The organism is Stenotrophomonas maltophilia, from assembly GCF_023518235.1.
GTDB lineage: Bacteria > Pseudomonadota > Gammaproteobacteria > Xanthomonadales > Xanthomonadaceae > Stenotrophomonas.
Genome location: NZ_CP090423.1, coordinates 4,266,473 through 4,287,342 on the forward strand (window position 1 = coordinate 4,266,473; position 20,870 = coordinate 4,287,342).

The 20,870-nt window shown below is 67.5% G+C and carries 16 protein-coding genes; 11 read left to right on the forward strand and 5 right to left on the reverse strand.

Translation table 11 applies throughout. The features are described 5' to 3' along the window. The first annotated feature begins 185 nt into the window (after positions 1-185). The 3 genes from pyk to LZ605_RS19815 all read left to right on the forward strand — a co-directional run bounded on the left by pyk (position 186) and on the right by LZ605_RS19815 (position 4,093). Positions 186-1,652 carry a pyruvate kinase gene (pyk, locus tag LZ605_RS19805; protein ID WP_107231692.1) on the forward strand — a complete coding sequence of 489 codons (1,467 nt, stop codon included), beginning with the start codon at positions 186-188 and terminating at the stop codon, positions 1,650-1,652. A 200-nt stretch (positions 1,653-1,852) separates the two neighbouring features. Beyond that, positions 1,853-2,857, forward strand: a complete 1,005-nt coding sequence (locus LZ605_RS19810) for a class I fructose-bisphosphate aldolase (protein WP_107231693.1) — start codon at positions 1,853-1,855, stop codon at positions 2,855-2,857. Between the two features lie 129 nt (positions 2,858-2,986). Beyond that, complete coding sequence (locus LZ605_RS19815; protein WP_249843012.1) at positions 2,987-4,093, forward strand: iron-sulfur cluster assembly protein; 1,107 nt, start codon at positions 2,987-2,989, stop codon at positions 4,091-4,093. A 91-nt stretch (positions 4,094-4,184) separates the two neighbouring features. On the opposite strand, the gene LZ605_RS19820 is transcribed toward LZ605_RS19815, so the two are convergent. Further along, complete coding sequence (locus tag LZ605_RS19820; protein WP_249843013.1) at positions 4,185-4,784, reverse strand: O-acetyl-ADP-ribose deacetylase; 600 nt, start codon at positions 4,782-4,784, stop codon at positions 4,185-4,187. A 207-nt stretch (positions 4,785-4,991) separates the two neighbouring features. Then, a complete protein-coding gene (cysK, locus tag LZ605_RS19825) occupies positions 4,992-5,951 on the reverse strand; it encodes a cysteine synthase A (protein ID WP_107231696.1) in 960 nt (319 codons plus the stop codon). A 208-nt stretch (positions 5,952-6,159) separates the two neighbouring features. On the opposite strand from cysK, the gene LZ605_RS19830 reads away from it, so the two are divergent. The 8 genes from LZ605_RS19830 (at position 6,160) to LZ605_RS19865 (ending at position 17,944) form a co-directional block, all read left to right on the forward strand. Beyond that, the gene (locus LZ605_RS19830; RefSeq protein ID WP_107231697.1) at positions 6,160-7,143 is read left to right on the forward strand and encodes a LysR family transcriptional regulator; all 984 of its coding nucleotides are present in this window, start codon (positions 6,160-6,162) and stop codon (positions 7,141-7,143) included. A gap of 593 nt (positions 7,144-7,736) precedes the next feature. Continuing rightward, entirely contained in the window at positions 7,737-8,168 is a 432-nt protein-coding gene (locus LZ605_RS19835) for a DUF2946 family protein (protein WP_249844959.1), read from the forward strand. Positions 8,169-8,239: 71 nt separating this feature from the next. After that, positions 8,240-10,303 (forward strand): TonB-dependent copper receptor, encoded by a 2,064-nt coding sequence (locus LZ605_RS19840; protein ID WP_249843014.1) that lies wholly within the window; start codon positions 8,240-8,242, stop codon positions 10,301-10,303. Between the two features lie 299 nt (positions 10,304-10,602). Continuing rightward, entirely contained in the window at positions 10,603-11,709 is a 1,107-nt protein-coding gene (locus LZ605_RS19845) for an efflux RND transporter periplasmic adaptor subunit (protein WP_249843015.1), read from the forward strand. Beyond that, complete coding sequence (locus LZ605_RS19850) at positions 11,706-14,831, forward strand: efflux RND transporter permease subunit (RefSeq protein WP_249843016.1); 3,126 nt, start codon at positions 11,706-11,708, stop codon at positions 14,829-14,831. The genes LZ605_RS19845 and LZ605_RS19850 overlap by 4 nt, the downstream gene beginning before the upstream one ends. Next, positions 14,824-15,420 carry a GNAT family N-acetyltransferase gene (locus tag LZ605_RS19855; protein ID WP_249843017.1) on the forward strand — a complete coding sequence of 199 codons (597 nt, stop codon included), beginning with the start codon at positions 14,824-14,826 and terminating at the stop codon, positions 15,418-15,420. The genes LZ605_RS19850 and LZ605_RS19855 overlap by 8 nt, the downstream gene beginning before the upstream one ends. Before the next feature lie 181 nt (positions 15,421-15,601). Next, the gene (locus tag LZ605_RS19860; protein WP_249843018.1) at positions 15,602-17,110 is read left to right on the forward strand and encodes an alanine/glycine:cation symporter family protein; all 1,509 of its coding nucleotides are present in this window, start codon (positions 15,602-15,604) and stop codon (positions 17,108-17,110) included. Next, a complete protein-coding gene (locus LZ605_RS19865; protein WP_249843019.1) occupies positions 17,111-17,944 on the forward strand; it encodes a TrmH family RNA methyltransferase in 834 nt (277 codons plus the stop codon). 79 nt (positions 17,945-18,023) lie between these two features. Here LZ605_RS19865 and LZ605_RS19870 read toward each other — a convergent pair whose 3' ends face one another. The 3 genes from LZ605_RS19870 to LZ605_RS19880 all read right to left on the reverse strand — a co-directional run bounded on the left by LZ605_RS19870 (position 18,024) and on the right by LZ605_RS19880 (position 20,845). Next, positions 18,024-19,445 (reverse strand): M28 family peptidase, encoded by a 1,422-nt coding sequence (locus LZ605_RS19870; protein ID WP_249843020.1) that lies wholly within the window; start codon positions 19,443-19,445, stop codon positions 18,024-18,026. A 223-nt stretch (positions 19,446-19,668) separates the two neighbouring features. Next, positions 19,669-20,073, reverse strand: coding sequence for a large-conductance mechanosensitive channel protein MscL (gene mscL, locus LZ605_RS19875; protein ID WP_249843021.1), 405 nt, complete (start codon positions 20,071-20,073; stop codon positions 19,669-19,671). 55 nt (positions 20,074-20,128) lie between these two features. Next, complete coding sequence (locus LZ605_RS19880; protein ID WP_249843022.1) at positions 20,129-20,845, reverse strand: fumarylacetoacetate hydrolase family protein; 717 nt, start codon at positions 20,843-20,845, stop codon at positions 20,129-20,131. Between the last annotated feature and the right edge of the window lie 25 nt (positions 20,846-20,870).

Sequence of the window (20,870 nt, forward strand, 5' to 3'; positions counted from 1 at the left end):
GGCTGATTGCGGCCCAAGGCCCAGCCGGGCATGGCCCGGCGCTACCGGTCTCCCTGCGCCAGCGTATGTCCGGGGCATGTCCGTTGCATGACCCGCGAAGTCAGGTGGCGCAAGGATGTAACCGTATACATGGGGCGTGAAGGATGTGCTAATTTCCGTTCTTTAACGGGAGAGGCCCCTTCACCATGTTCGAGCGTCAGCGTCGCACCAAGATCCTTGCCACCCTCGGTCCGGCCACTGATCCGCCGGGCGTGCTGGAGGATCTGTTCCGCGCCGGCGTCAACGTGGTGCGTCTGAACTTCAGCCACGGTGACCCGTCCGGCCAAGCCAAGCGTGCCGCCGAAGTGCGTGCCGCCGCGGCGCGCGTGGGCGTGGAAGTGGGCATCCTGGCCGACCTGCCGGGCCCGAAGATCCGCATCGAGCGCTTCGCCGAAGGCAAGGTGCAGCTGAAGGCGGGCGACCGCTTCGATCTGATCGCCAGCGAGAACGCCGGCCCGGGCAACGCCAGCCAGGTCGGCGTCAGCTACCTCGGCCTGCCGCAGGACGTCGGCCCCGGTGATGTGCTGCTGCTCGACGATGGTCTGATGCAGCTGCAGGTGGTGGAAGTGCAGGGCGACCGCATCGTCAACACCGTGCTCAACGATGGTGTGCTGTCCGACCGCAAGGGCCTGAACAAGCAGGGCGGCGGCCTGTCGCTGGGCGCGCTGACCGAGCGTGACAAGGAACTGATCGGCATCGTCGCCAAGATCGGCGTGGACTTCATCGCCGTGTCGTTCTGCCGCAACGCGCAGGACATGAACGATGCGCGCGAGATCGCCCGCTCGCACGGTTGCGATGCTGCCCTGGTGTCGAAGATCGAGCGCACCGAGGCGATCGAGAACCTGGAAGAAATCGTCGAGGCCAGCGACGTGGTGATGGTGGCCCGCGGTGACCTGGGCGTGGAAATCGGCGACGCCGAACTGCCGGGCCTGCAGAAGAAGATCATCAAGGCCTCACTGGCGCAGAACAAGGTGGTGATCACCGCCACGCAGATGCTGCAGTCGATGGTGGAAAGCCCGATCCCGACCCGCGCCGAAGTGCTGGACGTGGCCAACTCGGTCATCGACGGTACCGACGCGGTGATGCTGTCGGCCGAAACCGCCGCCGGCGCCTACCCGGTCAAGGCCGTGGAAGCGATGGCACGCATCTGCCTGGGCGCCGAGCGCCAGTTCCAGACCGAGACCGATTTCAACGCCTCGCCGCGCAATCTGGAGCGTGCCGACCAGGCCATCGCCATGGCCACCATGTTCCTGTCGCAGCACGTGGGCGTGCGCGCGATCGTGGCGATGACCGAATCCGGTGGCACTGCACGTTACCTGTCGCGTTTCCGCGCCAAGGCGCCGGTGTTCGCGGTGACCCGCCATGACGGCGCACGCCGGCAGATGGCGCTGATGCGCGATGTCTACCCGATCAACTTCGACAGCCGCGGGCTGACCCCGCGCGAAGCCGCACGGGGCAGCATCCGCCTGCTGGTGGAATCGGAGCTGCTGCAGGCCGGTGACCGCGTCGTATTCACCAGCGGCGAGCACATGGAGACGCTGGGCGCGACCAACACCCTGCGCCTGCTGGAAGTGGGCGAGGACGGCCGCGCCAGCGGCCTGGGCGACCTGTAAGCGGAACCGCCGGGTCAGGGTCAGAGCCCCATCGGGGATCCGACCCCGGGGTCGGATCCCCGATGGGGCTCTGACCCCATGGCGCAGGACACGCGTTGTCCTGCGCGGACATTGGAATCGTTTCCATCCTGGCCTCGACGTCGAGGCAACGGGTGGCGGGGCTATACTTACGTTTTTCCCGCACCCGCCACAGGAAGTACATGAGCATCGAACAGCTGGCTGAAACCGCCCAGGCCATGGTTGCCCCGGGCAAGGGCATCATCGCGATCGACGAATCCACCGCTACCATCGCCAAGCGTTTTGCTGGCGTCGGCATCGAGAACACCGAGGAGAACCGTCGTGCCTACCGCGAACTGCTGCTGACCACGCCGAAGCTCAACGAGCACATTTCCGGCGCCATCCTGTACGACGAAACCATCCGCCAGTCGACCAAGGACGGCGTGCCGTTCGCCAAGTACATGGCCGACCACGGCATGATTCCGGGCATCAAGGTGGACAAGGGTGCGCACCCGCTGGCCGGCTGCCCGGGTGAGCTGGTGACCGAAGGCCTGGACGGCCTGCGCGAGCGCCTGCAGGAGTACTACAAGCTGGGCGCGCGCTTTGCCAAGTGGCGTGCGGTGATCAACATCGGCGAGAGCATTCCGTCGGGCACCTGCATCGAGTCCAACGCCCACGCGCTGGCCCGCTATGCGGCGCTGTGCCAGGAATGCGGCCTGGTGCCGATGGTCGAGCCGGAAGTGATCATGGACGGCGACCACGATATCGAGACCTGCTACGAAGTGACCGAAGCGACCCTGCGTTCGCTGTTCGATGCGCTGTACCAGCAGAACGTGCTGCTGGAAGGCACCATCCTGAAGGCCTCGATGGTCATCTCCGGCAAGGGCTGCGATGAGCAGGCCGACGTCGAGGAAGTGGCCGAATCGACCGTGATGTGCCTCAAGAGCACCGTGCCGGCGATCCTGCCGGGCGTGGTGTTCCTGTCCGGCGGCCAGACCGACGAACAGTCCACCGCACACCTGAACGCGATGAACCAGCTGGGCAACCTGCCTTGGCCGCTCAGCTTCTCCTACGGCCGTGCCATGCAGCAGGCCGCGCTGAAGCTGTGGGCCAAGGACATGAAGGGCAACTACGCTGCGGCGCAGAAGACCGTGTTCGAGCGCGCCAAGGACAACGGCCTGGCCGCGCTGGGCAAGTGGAACGGTTGATCCGTTCCATCGCAGGATGAACAGGGCAACGCCGGCATCACGCCGGCGTTTGCTTTTGCGGGTATCGTTTCCGCCCCCGCGTGCCCGGCCGGCATGCGGGAACTACATGGAAGGCCAAGGAGAAACAACATGCGTTTGGCAGCACTCACACTGGCCGTTGCCACGGCCCTGGTCGCCGGCGGTTGCAACCGCATCGGTGGCAGCGCGGATGCGGGCAAGGCCGCGTCGCTGGAATTCGACAAGCCGGTGTCCGGCGAGATCACCTCGCGCAGCGGCATCAACTTCAACGACGGCAGCCATCACCAGCTCTACCAGATTACGCTGGCCGACAAGGATCTGGTCGGCCTGAAGCTGACCGGTGCACTGAGCGGCTCGATCGCCGTGTTCAGCAACGGCAGCCTCGTGTCCACCAGCAACACCGGCTACGAGCGCGAAGGTGACGTTTCGCTGGCCTTCCGTGCCAACGGTGGCGGCACCTACCAGGTGGCGGTCAACGCCGATGGCGCTACCGCCTTTGGCCCGTATCGCCTGCGCGCCGAGAAGCTGAAGCCGTATGACGGCAAGCCGCTGGTGGGCAGTGGCGAGGTGGTCGACATGCTGGCCAGCGATTCGCAGGACTACACGCTGCAGGTGGAGAAGGAAGGCCTGTACGAGATTCGCCTGGTGTCGGACGTGTTCGATCCGGTGCTGAAGCTGTCCGGTCAGGGCGTGGATGCCGAGAACGACGATGGCGGTGACAGCACCAACTCGCGCCTGAGCCTGTCGCTGAAGCCGGGCAAGTACACCCTGACCGCGCGTGGCCTCGGCAGCGGCGTCAATGGCATGTTCACCCTGACCGCCACACGCATCGAGCTGCCGGGCAATCTGGTCGAGCGTGACGGCAGCGCGCTGCCGAGCTCGGGCAGCGTCTACACCATGCTCGACAATGAGGGCCGCCGCCGCTTCCTGCTGACTCTGGATCGCCCGGCCGACGTGCGTCTGGATGCGATCTCCAGCCAGGTCGACACTGTGCTGCGCGTGGTTGGTGGCGACGTCGAGCTGAGCGACGACGATGGTGGCAATGGCACCAATGCGCGCCTGCAGCAAACGCTGCCGGCCGGTCACTACACCGTGGACGTGTCCAGCCTGAACGACGCTGCCGGTCTGGTGGAAGTGCGCGTGCAGGTGGAGGGCGCCAGCGCGGGTGCTGACGCCGCCGCGGCCGAAGACGCCGCCGAGGAAGCCGCCAGCCCATGAGGTAGATCCACGCCACGCGTGGATGACACTGGCCGCACAACGGAAAAGGCCGGGCAATGCCCGGCCTTTCTTCGTTCTCCCAACCCGTCGCTCAATGCGCGGCGGCCAGGCCTGCATCGCCCAGCGGCGGCAACATCGCGCCGCGCGGCTCGCTCTCCGGGCTCTGGCCCGCCGCAGCCAATGCCTGCTGATAGGCCTTGGCCGTGGCCGTATTGAAGGCGACCAGCACGATGCGCATCGGCTGCGCATGGCTGCGCTGCCACGCCAGCGTTTCGGTCACCGCGATCTGCGCGGCCTGGTACAGCGGATAGCCATACACACCGCAACTGATGGCCGGGAACGCGATCGACTGCACGCCCAACGACTCGGCCAGCTGCAGCGATTTCCAGTAGCAGTTGGCCAGCAGTGCCGGTTCGTCGCGCTGGCCGTCGTGCCAGACCGGGCCGACCGTGTGCAGCACATGTCGCGCCGGCAACGCATAGGCACCGGTGGCGCGTACTTCGCCGGTCGGGCAGCGTACGCCCGGGCGCAGCTCCGGCAACTGCGCACATTCGGTCAGCAATGCGGCGCCGGCCGCGCGATGGATCGCGCCGTCGACACCGCCGCCACCGAGCAGCGTTTCATTGGCCGCGTTGACGATCGCATCCACCGCCAGGGTCGTGATGTCGCCCTGCCAAACTTCGATCTTCATGCGTCCGTCTCCTGCCTGTGAGGTGATCCGCGCAGCCTCTGCGCCGGCTGTTCCCACGGTAGGGGACAGGGCATCGATACTGCGTCATGACCGTCTCACCCGCTGCGATCCGACGGCCTTCACGCAAGCTGAAGCAGAAGGGGGTCAGAGGTGCGCCGACAGGGTCGAGGTCCTTTCCCGGACGGGAAAGGGCTCTGACCCTGTGCATCACGGCAGACCGGCCAGCCACTCGTCGTCGGAGCCCTCATTCACATCGGCGAACAGCGGCGTGGAGAAGTAGCGCTCGCCGGTGTCCGGCAGCATGGCCAGGATCACTGCGCCGGGTTCAGCACGCGCGGCCACGTCCAGCGCACTGGCGACGGTGGCACCGGCGGAGATGCCGACGAAAATGCCTTCCTCGGCCGCCAGGCGGCGTGCGGTGGCAATGGCACGGTCGTCGTCGACCGACACCAGCTCGTCCACCACATCGCGGTTGAGCACGTCGGGCACGAAGTCCGGGGTCCAGCCCTGGATCTTGTGCGGCTTCCAGTCATCGCCCTTCAGCAGCGCGGCACCGGCCGGCTCGGTAGCGATGATGCGGGTCTGCGGGCGCGCGACCTTCAGTACTTCGCCTACGCCGGTGAGCGTGCCGCCGGTGCCCCAGCCGCTGACGAAGTAGTCCAGCCGCTTGCCGGCGAAGTCGCGCAGGATCTCGGCGGCGGTGGTGTTGCGGTGATAGGCCGGATTGGCCGGGTTGGCGAACTGGCTGGCCAGGAACCAGCCATGCTGCTCGGCCAGTTCACGCGCCTTGCGCACCATGCCGCTGCCACGTTCGGCGGCTGGGGTCAGGATCACCTTGGCACCGTAGGCGCGCATCAGTTTGCGGCGTTCCACCGAGAACGTCTCGACCATGGTCGCCACGAACTTGTAACCACGTGCGGCGGCGACCATCGCCAGTGCCACGCCGGTGTTGCCCGAGGTGGCCTCGACGATGGTGTCGCCCGGCTTGAGCAGGCCACGCGCTTCGGCGTCGAGGATGATCGCCAGCGCCAGGCGGTCCTTCACCGAGCCGCCGGGGTTGAACGACTCGACCTTGGCGTAGACGCTGACCTGTGGCGGCGCCAGGCGCTGCAGCCTGACGATGGGGGTGTTGCCGACGGTATCGAGGATGGAGTCGTACAGGGCCATGGATGCACTCCGGAAACGGGGCCGCGCCGGGCATCGGCGGGCAAAGGGGGAGGGCTGGCTGTTCAGGCCAGCGGCTGCCGGCTGACCGTAGCGCCGGCATATGACGCCCGGAAATGACCAGATACCTTTCTTAAACAACCTTTGGTTATAAGCTGGTGACGGCAATTGACCCTAGAGTGGACCTCCGCCCCATGCCGCCCGCCTGCCCATGACGCTGACCCAGCTGCGCTACCTGGTTGCCATCGCCGACGCTGAGCTGAACATCACGCTGGCCGCCTCGCGCGTGCACGCCACCCAGCCCGGCCTGTCCAAGCAGCTAAAGCAGCTGGAGGACGAGCTCGGCTTCCTGTTGTTCGTGCGCAAGGGGCGCAGTCTGGAATCGGTCACCCCGGCTGGCACCGAGGTCATTTCGCGTGCCCGTGCGGTGCTGGCCGAAGCCAACAACATCCGGACCTATGCGGCCAACCAACGCCGTGAAAGCCAGGGCCAGCTGATCCTGACCACCACCCACACCCAGGCGCGTTTCGTACTGCCGCCGGCGGTGGCGGCGATCAAGCAGGCCTACCCGCAGGTCAGCGTGCATCTGCAGCAGGCGGCCGAAGCCGATGCGCTGGACCGGTTGAAGCAGGGTGATGCCGATATCGCCATCATCAGTACGGCCGGCAGTGAACCGACCGATGGCATCGCGGTGCCGCTGTTCCGCTGGCGGCGATTGGTGGTGGTGCCCAAGGGCCACCCGCTGGACCGCGCCGGGCGCGTGCCGGACCTGGCCGCGCTGGCCCGGCAACCGCTGATCAGCTATGAATCCTCCACGCGCCCGAACTCGTCGCTGCAGCGCGCCTTCGCCGCACATGGCCTGGTGCCCGATCTGGCGCTGACCGCGCTGGATGCCGATCTGATCAAGACGTACGTACGCACTGGGCTGGGCGTGGGCCTGCTGGCCGAGATGGCGGTCAGTGCCAATGATGAAGACCTGAAGGCATGGCCGGCGCCGGATCCGATCAGTGAGTGCATCGCCTGGGCGGTGCTGCCGCGCGACCGGGTGCTGCGCGATTACGCGCTGGAGCTGGTGCATGTGCTGGCCCCGCAGATCGACCCGCGCGATCTGCGAAGGGTGCTGGATGGCAACCAGGCCGCCGCGTGGCCGGTGCCGCCGACGTGGGAATCGCTGACCCAGACCATCACGGTGTGAGGGGGCGAGCAGGGCTTGCAGCCCTGCACCTGCGGTAGTGCCGGCCGCTGGCCGGCAACCTCAACAGCAACAACAGAAGCGGGCATTCCGTGGGTTGGCGGGGCGGTGTCGGAGTGCGGGGACGCCGCAAGTACGTCCCTGTAGGCTTGGCAGCCGCATCCATGCGGCTGACACCCCGCACTCCAACACCGCCCCACCTCTGACAGATTCCGGCGGCTGTGGGTAGGTGTCGACCTTGGTCGACACTTCTGTCAGATATCGAAATACATCTGGGGTCAGATCCGTTTTCCTGCGGAAAACGGATCTGACCCCATGCCATTCCGACAGCTCGCAGAAAACTGTCGAAGGCGAGGTGGGTCCGGTTGCGGGGGCGTGAGCGCCATGGATGGCGCGACCGAGCCTCCATGGACGGATTCACGGCGTCCCCTGCAATCGGACCTACCCCGCCTACCCACAGGAAACCGCTTTTGCTTTTGTTGTTGCTTCGGCTCTTGCCGTGGTCTCTGCGGGTGCAGGGCGCAGCCCTGCCGATGAACCCCTCCTGCGACGGTTCGTCGCACGGGCATCCCGGCAGCCGGCTCTACACTAGCGCGGTGCCCTGCCTGTCCCGCCCGCAACGCCTTCTGCTCCAGCTCGCCGTCCTGGCGACGCTGCTGATGGTGCTTGCGCCACTGGTCAGCCGCGCGCTGCAGGCGCCGCCGATGGACCACGCGGCGGTGGAGGGCATGGATCACGCCGCAATGGGCCATGACATGCACGACATGGCCATGGCCGGGCACGATCAGCACAACGCTGCGACGACAGCACCCAGTCGGCCGGCCGATCCCCACGCCATGCACGGCGAAGCCTGCGAATACTGCGTGCTGGCCATGCGCCTGCTGCCCTGGCTGGCGGTGCTGGTGCTGCTGTTGCCGCTGCTGTGGCGGCCGCGGCTGATCTTCGCGTGCACACAGCAGCTGCTGCCGGCGCTGCGCTGGCCGGCACATGCCGCGCGTGGGCCGCCGCGCCGCTCCATCGTCCGCTGATGTCCCCATGAATCTGCCGCACGACGTCCGCACGGACGCCGTGCGCGCTTGCGTACCCTGGAGCTGTTCCGATGAAAATGACTTCCCGCCCTGCGGGCGCCTGCGCGCGCCTGCCGGTTGCCCTCGGCCTGGCCGTGGCCGCGTCACTGGCACACGCTGCGCCTGCCGAAGAAGCGCGCACCCTCGACACGCTGGTGGTCACCGCTGCCGCACCGTCTTCGCCGCTGCACTGGGAGACCGATCCGCGCCTGCCCCGGCAGCCGGTACCAGCCAGTGACGGCGCCGACTACCTGAAAACCGTTCCCGGCTTCTCCGCCATCCGCAATGGCGGCACCAATGGGGACCCGGTGCTGCGCGGCATGTTCGGTTCGCGCCTGAACATCCTCAGCAACGACGGCAACCTGATCGGTGCCTGCCCCTCGCGCATGGACAATCCGCTGTCCTACATCGCGCCGGAAAGCTTCGACCGGCTGATCATCATCAAGGGGCCACAGAGCGTGCGCTGGGGCGCCGGTGCCTCGGCCGGCACCGTGCGCTTCGAACGCGATACGCCACGCTTCGAGGAACCGGGCCTGCGCGCCGATGCCAGTGCCCTGGTTGGTTCGCGCAACCGCAATGACCAGGTGCTGGACCTGACCCTGGGCAACCCGACTGGTTACCTACGCGCCAGCGGCAACCGTTCCGAGGCCGATGACTACAAGGATGGCCACGGTGAGGTGGTGCCGTCGAAGTGGCGCAAGTGGAATGGCGACGTGGCCGTCGGCTGGACGCCGGATCCGGACACGCTGCTGGAAGTCTCCGCCGGTGCCGGCGATGCGATCGCACGTTATGCCGGGCGCGGCATGGACGGTGCCGCGTTCGAGCGAACCAGCTACGCGGCGCGTTTCGAGAAGCGCAACCTGCCCGGTGCCTGGGACACGTTGCAGGCCAATGTGTACTACAACGAAGCCGACCATGTGATGGACAACTACACGCTGCGCACGCCGAATCCGCACAGCATGATGCCGATGCCGATGGCATCGAACGTGGACCGCCGTACCCAGGGCGGCCGCGTCAGTTCCGAGTGGCGCTGGCAGGACGTGCAGCTGGGGGCCGGTGTGGACGGCGAGGACAGCCGTCATCGTGGCCGCATGGGCATGGGCCGTGACACCTACAGGCAGGCCGACTGGCAGACCGATGCCAACTTCCGTCGCTATGGCCTGTTCACCGAACTGACGCTGGGCGCTGGCAGCGACCAGCGCTGGATCAGTGGCCTGCGCATCGATCGCGCCAGCGTGCGCGATGAGCGGCAGTCGATCCGCGGCATGATGGGCAACCTGCCCAACCCGACCGCGGGCCAGCGCCGCAAGGAATGGCTGGGCAGCGGCTTCCTGCGCTACGAGCAGGACCTGGCCGACGGCCTGACCTGGTACGCCGGCCTCGGCCACAGCCAGCGCATGCCCGACTACTGGGAGCTGTTCTCACCCGATCATGGCCCGGCCGGTGCACCGAACGCGTTTGCCGGCATCCAGCCCGAGCGCACCACCCAGCTCGACATCGGCCTGCAGTACAAGGGGCCGCGCGTGCAGGCCTGGGTCTCGGCCTACGCCGGGCAGATCCATGACTACATCCTGTTCACCTATCACGGCAGCGGCATGATGGGCATGAGCCAGGCCAGCAACATCGATGCGCGCATCGCCGGCGCCGAGGCGGGTCTGGATGTGCGCGTGGGCGCGCAATGGAAGCTGGGCGGTACAATGGCCTATGCCTGGGGCGAGAACCGCGACCAGCAGCGTCCGCTGCCGCAGATGCCGCCGCTGGAAGCGCGCCTGAGCGCGAACTGGGAAGGCCAGCGCTGGAGTGCCGGTGCATTGGTGCGTGCCGTGACCCAGCAGCATCGTGTCGCAGATGGACAGGGCAACGTGGTGGCCCAGGACCTCGGGCCGAGCGCGGGGTTCGCCACCCTCGCACTCAATGCGGCCTACCGCTTCAACCCGCAGCTGCAGCTCAGCGCCGGCGTCGACAACCTGTTCGACCGTGCCTACAGCGAGCATCTGAACCTGGCCGGCAGTGCCGACTTCGGCTTCCCGGCCGATCCGGTCCGCATCAACGAGCCCGGTCGCAGCGTCTGGATGAAGGTGAATTACCGGTACTGATCCGCCGGGCATGGCCCGGTGCTACCCATGCACCGGGCAAAAAAACGGGGCCGGATCCCCGCCAGGATCCGCCCCCACCCGACGCCCTCTGTCAGGCACCTTCGACTCTACGATGACAGCGCAGTCGATGGGGCACCGGATACACCCCGACACACGCCGACACCGCGCCCTTCAGCCTTGCACGGAACGGGTTCAAGGCGCCATCGCAACATCGGTTCCACGACGGTAAACGCTTGGCACATACCGCTTTTGCGGGCCCTTGCCTACACTCGGCGGCCGTGGATCAATCAGGACCGTTCATGTTGGCTCGTATCGCTTCGACCCTGGCCTTCGGCCTCAGCCTGGCCGTGCTGGCCGGGTGCGCAGGCAAACCGGAGGCCGCCGCACGCCGGCAGGGGGAAGCGGTGCCGGTCACCGCGCAGGTCGTGCAGTCCAGGCCGTGGAATGACACCCTGCAGGCGCTGGGCACGGCCAAGGCGCGCGAGTCGATCAGCGTCACGGCCAAGGTCAGCGAGATCGTCGAGAAGGTGCATTTCGAGAGCGGCCAGCACATCGCCGCTGGTGCGCCGATCGTGACCCTGCGCGGGCAGGCTCAGGAAGCGGCGCTGGTACAGGCGCAGGCTACCTTCCACGAAGCCGACCAGCTGTACAAGCGCCAGCGCGAGCTGGCCACGCAGCGGCTGGTGTCCAGCGCCACGCTGGATACGCAGAAGTCGATCCGCGATGCCGCCGAGGCGCGTGTGACCCAGATGCAGTCGGACATCGGTGACCGTCGTGTGCGCGCGCCGTTCGCCGGCGTGCTCGGCATCCGCCAGGTCAGCCCGGGCACGCTGCTGACACCGACCACGGTGATCGCCACGCTCGACGACATCGAGCATATGCATGTTGATTTCCAGGTGCCGGAAGTGGAACTGGCCGCGCTTGGTGTCGGTGACAAGGTCAGTGCCACCAGCGTGGCGTGGCCGGGCCGCAGCTTCGAGGGTGTGGTCAGCACCATCGACGCGCGCATCGACCCGGCCACCCGCGCGGTGACCGTGCGCGCCGACTTCGCCAACGGCGACCACGCGCTGCGCCCGGGCATGCTGCTCGATGTGCGCCTGTTCCGGCCCGAGCGCCCGGCGCTGGTGGTGCCGGAAATCGCCGTGGTGCAGGTTGGCCGCGATACCTTCGTTTACCGCATCAAGGCCGATGAAAGCGTCGAGCGCGTGGATGTGGTCACCGGTGCACGCCGCGCCGGCGTGGTGGAAATCAAGCAGGGCCTGGACGCCGGCCAGCGCATCGTGGTCGACGGCACCGGCAAGCTGCGCCCGGGCCTGAAGGTCGCGGCCAAGGACGCCGCACCTGCCAGCGGTGCGAAGCCGGCTGACGCGCCGGCGCCGGTCACAGCCGAGGGCCACGGCGGATGAAGCTGTCCGACATCTCCATCCAGCGGCCGGTGTTCGCCGTGGTGATGAGCCTGCTGCTGCTGGTGCTGGGCGTGATGTCGTTCACCCGGCTGACCCTGCGTGAACTGCCGGCCATCGATCCGCCGATCGTCTCGGTGTCGGTGGACTACACCGGCGCGTCGGCGGCGGTCATCGAAAGCCGCATCACCCAGGTGCTGGAAGATGCGCTGGCCGGTATCGAAGGCATCGATACGATCAATGCGCGCAGCACCAACGGCCGCTCGCAGGTCAGCATCGAATTCACCTCCAACCGCGATATCGAAGCGGCGGCCAACGACGTGCGCGATGCGGTCAGCCGCGTCGCCGACCGCATGCCGGAAGAAGCGCGGCCGCCGGAAATCGCCAAGGTCGAAAGCGATGCCGACCCGATCATCTGGTTCAACATGGTCTCCTCGACCATGGACACGCTGGAACTGAGCGACTACGCCGACCGCTACGTGGTCGACCGCTTCTCCAGCCTCGATGGCGTGGCCCAGGTCCGCATCGGTGGCCGCCAGCGCTACGCAATGCGCATCTGGCTGGACCGTGACCAGCTGGCCGCGCGTGGGCTGACCACCGGCGATGTGGAAACCGCACTGCGCAACGAGAACGTCGAACTGCCGGCCGGTCGCATCGAGTCGACCGACCGCGATTTTACCCTGCGCGTGGAGCGCAACTACATCAAGCCCGAAGACTTCGCGACCATCCCGCTGGGCAAGGGCCGCGACGGCTATGTGGTGCGCATGGGCGACGTGGCGAAGATCGAGCTGGCCTCGGCCGAGCGTCGCGCCTACTACCGCAGCAACGGCGAGCCGGGCATCGGCCTGGGCATCGTCAAAACCTCCACCGCCAACTCGCTGGACGTGGCGCGCACCGCGCGTGCCGAAGCCGAGCGCGTGGCGCTGTCGTTGCCCAAGGGCACGCAGATCTTCGTGGCGTTCGACAACACCACCTTCATCGAAGCCGCTGTAGACCGCGTCTACGCCACGCTGGTGGAGGCGATGATCCTGGTGCTGGCGGTGATCTGGCTGTTCCTCGGCAGCTTCCGCGCCGCGCTGATTCCGGCGGTGACCGTGCCGGTCTGTCTGGTGGCCGCCTTCATCGCGCTGTATGCGTTCGACTTCTCGATCAACCTGCTGACCCTGCTGGCGCTGGTACTGTGCATCGGCCTGGTGGTGGACGATGCAATCGTGGTGGTGGAGAACGTGCAGCGCCGCATCGATCTGGGCGAGCCACCGCTGGTGGCCTCCAAGCGCGGCACTGCGCAGGTCGCCTTCGCGGTCATCGCCACCACCGCCGTGCTGGTGGCGGTGTTCCTCCCGGTCGGCTTCCTGGAAGGCAATACCGGACGATTGTTCCGCGAACTGGCGGTGGCGCTGGCCGCGGCGGTGGCGCTGTCTGCATTCGTGGCGCTGACGCTGACGCCGATGATGGCCTCCAAGCTGCTCAAGCCGCACACCGGTCAGGCACCGCGTGGCCTGCATGGCTTCATCAACCGCAACCTGGAACGCCTGGCATCGGGCTATGGCCGCGTGCTCGACCACCATGTCGACCGCACCTGGATCTACCTGCTGGTGATGGTGGCCGCGCTGGCTGCCAGCTGGGGCCTGCTGAAGCTGCTGCCGTCGGAGCTGGCGCCGGCCGAAGACCGCGGTTCGTTCCAGATCATGATCGACGGCCCGGAAGGCGCCGGCTACGACTACACCGTGCAGCAGGTGCAGCAGGTGGAAGCGCTGCTGGCACCGCATGTCGGCGCCGACAAGACCATCGCCCGTGCCAACCCGCGCGTGCCCGGCGGCTTCGGTGCCAGCGAGGAAATGCACACCGGCCGCGTCAGCATCTTCCTGCAACCGTGGCGCCAGCGCAGTGAGGCCACGCCGGATGTGGCCAATGAACTGCAGAAGGAACTGGACACGATCCGCGGTGTGCGCGTGCGTACCCAGGTCGGCGGCGGGCTGGTGCGCAGTGGCGGCCAGCCGTTCCAGATCGTGCTCGGCGGCCCGGAATATGCCGAGATCGCGCAGTGGCGCGACCGCATCCTGCTGCGCATGGCCGACAATCCCGGCCTGGTCGGCCCCGACTCGGACTACAAGGAAACCCGGCCGCAGATGCGGGTGAACATCGACCGCCAGCGTGCGGCCGACCTTGGCGTTCCGGTCACCGCGATCGGTTCGGCGCTGGAAACCATGATGGGTTCGCGCCGCGTCACCACCTTCGTCGACAACGGCGAGGAGTACGACGTGCTGGTGCAGGCCGGCCGCGATGGCCGCGCCAGCCCAGCCGATCTGGCCGCGATCCGCGTGCGTGCCACCTCCGGCGAGCTGGTGCCACTGTCCAACCTGGTCACGCTGAGCGAAGTGGCCGAGGCCGGCACCCTGAACCGCTTCAACCGCCTGCGCTCGATCACCATCAGCGCCGGCCTGGCGCCGGGCTATCCGCTCGGCGAAGCCATTGCTTGGGCGCAGAACGTGGCCCGCGAGGAGCTGCCGCAGTACGCGCAGGTGAACTGGAAGGGTGAGTCGCGCGAATACCAGAGCGCTGGCGGCGCGGTGCTGCTGACCTTCGCCATGGCCCTGCTGGTGGTGTACCTGGTGCTGGCCGCGCAGTTCGAAAGCTTCATCCACCCGCTCACCATCATGCTGACCGTGCCGCTGGGTGTGCTCGGTGCGCTGGTCGGGCTGTGGGTGAGCGGGGGCACGGTGAACCTGTTCAGCCAGATCGGCATCGTCATGCTGGTCGGCCTGGCGGCGAAGAACGGCATCCTCATCGTCGAGTTCGCCAACCAGCTGCGCGACGACGGGCGCACGGTGCGCGAGGCGATCATCGAATCGGCCATGGTGCGCCTGCGCCCGATCCTGATGACCTCGATCGCCACCGTGGTCGGCGCCATCCCGCTGGTGGTGGCCGGTGGCCCCGGCTCGGCCAGCCGTGGCACCATCGGCATCGTGATCATCTTCGGCGTGACCCTCTCGACGTTCCTGTCGCTGTTCGTGGTGCCGGCGTTCTACGCGCGGCTGGCCCCGTACACCCGTTCGCCGGAAGCAGTGAAGCGCGAACTGGAGAAGCAGGAAGCCGAGTCGCCCTCGGTCGGCGGCCATGCCTGACCCTCGCGCCGGCGGGGTGCCTGACGGGGTCGGTTCCCTTTCCCAACGGGAAAGGGCTCTGACCCCACCGCTGCAAGGCGACGGCTTCCAACTGCGCCCCTGGCGCCCCGACGATCTGGAATCACTGCTGCGCCACGCCAACGACCCCGACGTATCGCGCGGTCTGCGCGACCGCTTCCCGTACCCCTACACGCGTGCCGACGGCGAGGCCTTCCTCGCCGGTCGCGTGCTCACGCCGGGCACCCTGAACCTGGCCATCGAGATCGACGGCCAGGCCTGCGGCAGCGTCGGTGCGCAGCAGGGCAGCGCCGAGCGCGGTCATATGGCTGAGCTTGGCTACTGGCTGGGCCAGGCCCATTGGGGCCAAGGCCTGATGACCCGCGTGGTCGGCCTGTTCGCGCCGTGGGTGATGGACGAACTGCGCCTGTTCAGGCTGCAGGCCGGGGTGGTCGACTTCAACCTCGGCTCGGCGCGGGTGCTGGAAAAGAACGGCTTCCAGGAAGAGGGGGTGGATCGCTGCGCGGTCTACAAGCGCGGCGTGCTGCACGACCTGCGCCGCTTCGCCCGGGTGCGCACGCAGCTGCCCTGACGCGCGGGCGGGTCGCTGTAGAGCCGAGCCCATGCTCGGCTGCCCCCCCGGGGGCCCAAGCCGAGCATGGGCTCGGCTCTACAAAACAGCGCTACCGCAGCGGCCTTCGATCAGGGAGAATCGACCGGTCCCTTCCAGCCGACGGGACGTCCTTACAACCCGCCGACTGGAGAGAGCGCGCGTGGAAGCTACCGTACATTTCATCAACAGCATCATCTGGAGCAAGGCACTGATCTTCGTGTGCCTGGGCGCCGGCCTGTTCTTCAGCCTGCGCACGCGCTTCATGCAGATCCGCGGCTTCCTCGAGATGTGCCGCCTGACCGTCAAGGGGGAGAAATCCGACGCCGGCGTGTCCTCGTTCCAGGCCCTGGCCATGTCGATGGCTGGTCGCATGGGCATCGGCAACATCGCCGGCGTGGCCACCGCCATCGCCTTCGGCGGCCCCGGCGCGATCTTCTGGATGTGGGTGATGGGTTTCCTCGGCGCGTCCACCTCGTACGTGGAATGCACCCTGGCGCAGATCTACAAGACCAAGGACGCCGAAGGCCGCTACCGCGGTGGCCCGGCGTACTACATCGAAAAAGCGATGGGCCTGAAGTGGTACGCGCTGGCCTTCGCCATCGCCACGATCATTGCTGCCGGCTTCCTGATGCCGGGCGTGCAGGCCAATGCCATCGCCGACAGCATCATCAATGCCTGCCGTGGTACCGCGCTGTGCGGCCCGCTCGATGGCCAGGCCTTCGGCATGGAATCGGTGCAGGCGCTGAAGCTGGGCATCGGCATCGTGGTAGCCCTGCTGCTGGGCGTGGTGATCTTCGGTGGCGTCAAGCGCATCGCCAACTTCGCTGAAGTGGTGGTGCCGTTCATGGCCGCCGGCTTCATCCTGATGGCCATCATCATCATGATCATCAACTACGACCGCGTGCCGGAGATGTTCAACATCATCTTCAGCAGTGCCTTCGGCACCCACGCTGCGTTCGGAGCGATGATGGGCCTGGCGGTGGAGTGGGGCATCAAGCGCGGCATCTATGCCAACGAGGCCGGCCAGGGCTCGGGCCCGCATGCGGCCGCCGCCTCGGAAGTCTCGCACCCGGCCAAGCAGGGATACGTGCAGGCCTTCGCCATCTACTTCGACACCATGATGGTGTGCACCGCCACCGCGTTCCTGATCCTGGCCAGCGGCACCTACAACGTGTACTCGCCGGTGGCCGGCGGCGCACCGATCTTCCAGGGCCTGGCCGGCATTCCCGAAGGCGCCGGCTATGCGCAGGCGGGCGTGGAAGCGGTGCTGCCGGGCTGGGGTTCGGCGTTCGTATCGGTGGCCATCTTCTTCTTCGCCTTCACCACCATCATGGCGTACTACTACATGGCCGAGACCAACCTCAGCTATGTGAACCACAACAGGAAGCGGCCGCTGACCGTGCTGCTGCTGCGCCTGGGCATCATCGGCATGGTGGTGTTCGGCGCGTTCCACAATGCAACCCTGGCCTGGGCGCTGGGTGACATCGGCGTGGGCCTGATGGCCTGGCTGAACATCATCGCCATCCTCATCATCCAGAAGCCGGCGATGCTGGCCCTGCGTGACTACGAACGACAGAAGAAGCTGGGCCTGGATCCGGTGTTCGACCCTGATGCTCTTGGCATCAAGAACGCCGATTTCTGGCGCCAGCGCAAGCAGGAGAGTGTGTAAGTGAACAACCCTTGGAACAACCGCCGCCCGTCCGCCCGTCCGCCGCGTGCAACCCCGTTGCCGCGCCCGGAGGTGCCGGCCACGGGCGGTGGCGGGCGCGGTGGCAGCGATGAGCTGCGCCTGTACGGCCTCAATGCCGTGCTGGCCGCGTTCGAAGCGCGGCCGCAGGCGCTGCGCAAGCTGTACCTGCTGGAGGCACGTATTCCGCGCCTGCAGCCGCTGTTGAAGTGGTGCGTGGCCAACCGCGTGGGCTACCGCGTGGTCGAGGATGGCGATCTGAACAAGCTCGCCGGCACCACCCATCACGAAGGCGTGGTGGCCGACGTGCTGCGCGCACCGGCAATGCCGCTGGCGCAGTGGCTGCAGCAGGTGGGTGATGGCCCTGCGCTGGCGCTGTGGTTGGACGGTGTGGGCAATCCGCACAACCTCGGCGCGATCCTGCGCTCGGCCGCGCACTTCGGCGCCAAGGCGCTGCTGCTGCCGGCCGGCAGCACGCTGGCCCTGTCCGGCGCCGCCGCGCGCGTGGCCGAGGGCGGTGCCGAGGCGGTGCCGCTGGTGCAGCTGCCGGAGACCGCACAGGCGATGGCGCAGCTACGCGCTGCCGGTTTCGGCCTGGCCGCGACCCTGGTTGAAGGTGGTGATGACGTATTCCGCGCGCCGTTGCCGGCACGCTTGGTGTATGTGATGGGCGCCGAAGGTGAAGGCATGGACCGCAGCCTGGCCGCGCAATGCGACCTGCAGGTCTCCATTCCTGGCAGCGGCGCGGTGGAGAGCCTGAACGTGGCCTCGGCCACCGCGGTGCTGCTGGCGCAGTGGGCGAGTCGCCGCGGTTGAGTGACGCCCGGTGGGTGCGAACCTTGGTTCGCACCGCCCCTGCTGCTGCGCTCGCCGGGCATGGCCCGGCGTTACCGCATCACTCGTTCGGCGGCGTGGTCGCCTTCGCCTCACTGCCGAAGTTGCCATCGGCTTCGGCAGCCAGATAGGCAAACACGGTGTACGCGGCCACGTTCTGCGCCAGCGCCTTCGGGTCGATCTTGTCCAGCGTGTCGTCGGCGGTGTGGTGCAGGTGGAAGTAGTCCGATCCATCCTGCGCCAGCCATGCCCATGCGCCACCCTTGGCTGCCAGCGGGCCGACGTCCGGGCCCGGGCCACCCTTGTCGGCCTGGTACTCGATGCCCAGCGGCTTCATTACTTCGGCAATCTGCTTCGTCGCTTCGCGCGAACCTTCCGGATTCGGCGAACCGGTATTGAAGGCATAGATGCGGCCGGCGCCGAAGTCGCTCTCGGCGGCCAGCTGGTGCAGGGCCACGTCCTTGGCATGCGCTTCGGCGTAGGCCTTGCCGCCATACAGGCCCTGTTCTTCGTTGGCGAAGGCAATCACGCGGATGGTGCGCTTCGGTGCCTGCTTGAGCTGGCCGATCAGGTGGCCGGCGGCCATGGTGATGCCCACGCCTGCGCCGTCATCGACGGCACCGGTGCCCAGGTCCCACGAATCCAGGTGACCACCAATCACCACCACTTCCTTCGGCAGGCTGCGGCCGGTGATCTCGCCGATCACGTTGTACGACGTCGCCGTGCCATCCCAGCCGCAATCCAGCGCCACCTTCACCGTGGTGCTGCCACGGGCCAGCAGGCGCGCCAGCTGGTCGGCATCGGGCACCGACAGCGCGGCCGACGGCACCGGGGTCAGGCCGTCATCGAAACGGGTGATGCCGGTGTGCGGCACGCGGTGCGAGTCGGTACCGGCCGAGCGCATCAGGAAGCCGACCGCGCCCTTGCGGATCGCTTCGGACGGGCCCTTGCTGCGGATCGCGCCGCCCCGGCCGTAGTCGCGGCCATCGCGGAACGGCAGCATCTGGTAATCGACGAAGGCGATCTTGCCCTTCAGCGAACCGGCCGGCGCAGCCTGCAGCGCGGCCAGGTCGGCGAAGCGCACCACCTCCGCTTCCACGGTGCCGCCGGGGCTGCCACCCAGTGCGGTGATCTGCAACGGCTGCGGGTGCTTGCCGGTTACGGCGGCGTGCTCACTGCGGCGTTCCCATTTCGGGAAGGTCACCGGTTCCTTCCACACCTTGTCAAAGCCCAGGGCTTTGAACTTGGCTTCGGCCCAGGCCACGGCGCGGGCGTCGGCTTCGCTGCCGGCGATGCGCGGGCCGATCTCGGTGGTCAGCGATTCGACCACCTTCCAGCCGGTGTCGTCGGCCAGCGCCTGGTCGCGCAGCTGCGCGGCGGTGGCCAGCGAGGCCGGGGGCAGGGTGGTGGTGCGCGGCGCCGCGAAGGCCGGGGCGGCCAGCAGGGCGAGGGAGGATGCGATGGCAAGAACGCGGCGACGCATGGGCAACTCCGGAAGGGACCAAGCCTTGGAGCTTAACAGTCGTTCAGGCCGGCGCATGGGCGGGAGGTCATGGCTGGCGCGAACGCTGTTTTCCGCCACGTCCGGCAAAGCGAAAGCCCCGCCGGAGCGAGGCTTTCGCGTGCCTCTGCGGTAGCGCCGGGCCATGCCCGGCGAGCCCAGCGGCAAGATGGCGTCCCGCCGGGCATGGCCCGGCGCTACCACCTTATTTCTTCAGGCTGTCGCGGATCTCGCGCAGCAGCACCACTTCCTCGGCCGGTGCGGCCGGGGCGGCTTCCTTCTTGCGCGACAGGCGGTTGATCACCTTGATCACCAGGAAGATGGCAAAGGCCACGATCACGAACTGGATGACGGTGTTGATGAAGTCGCCGTAGCCAACCACCACCGCCGGGATTTCCTTGCCATCCGGGCCAAGCCGGGCCGGCGACAACGTCCAGGCCAGGCTTGAAAAGTCCACGCGGCCGATCAGGTAACCCAGCGGCGGCATGATGATCTTCTCCACCAGCGCGGTGACGATCTTGCCGAAGGCTGCGCCGATCACCACGCCGACGGCGAGGTCGATGACGTTGCCGCGCATCGCGAATTCCTTGAACTCGGTGAGCATTCCCATTGTTGTTTTTCTCCGGTGGGGGAAGTGGACAGCGCGCAGGGTAGCGCAGGTGATGTCAGCCGGCGATCACGCCGTGGCGCTCGGCCACGTTCTCCAGGCGCGCACTGAAGCGGTCGCCGGGCTTGAGCGCGGCCACGCCAGAGGGAGTGCCCATGAACACCAGGTCGCCGGCACGCAGCTGCCACAGCTTGGACAGCTCGTGCAGGATCTCCGGCACGTTCCAGATCATCTGGTCCAGCAGCGCCTGCTGGCGCACCTCACCGTTGACCTCCAGTGACAGGTTCAACGCGGCCAGGTCGCCCACTTCGGCGGCATGCACGATCTCGCTGATCGGCGCGGAGGCATCGAAGCCCTTGGCCGAATCCCACGGGTGGCCCTTTTCCTTGGCGGCGGCCTGCAGGTCGCGGCGGGTGAGGTCCAGGCCCACGGCATAGCCGTAGACCAGCGCATCGGCGTCGGCCACGGCCAGCTCACCGGCCGGTGCGTCACGGCCGATCGCCACCACCAGCTCCACTTCGTGGTGCAGGTTGGTGGTCGCCGGCGGGTAGGGGATGGCATCGTCGTGGCCGACCACGATCGCATCGGCCGGCTTGCAGAAGAACATCGGGCGGCCGCGGTCATCGGCGGCCGGCACTGCGGCGCCCATTTCGCGGGCATGGTCGGCGAAATTGCGGCCGACGCAGTAGACGCGGTGCACGGGGAAACTGCCACCGCCGACCACCGGTACACGGGGCAGGGCTACGGCAGGAATCACATCGGAGACATCGGACATGCGGGCATCCAGGAAGGGCGTGCCT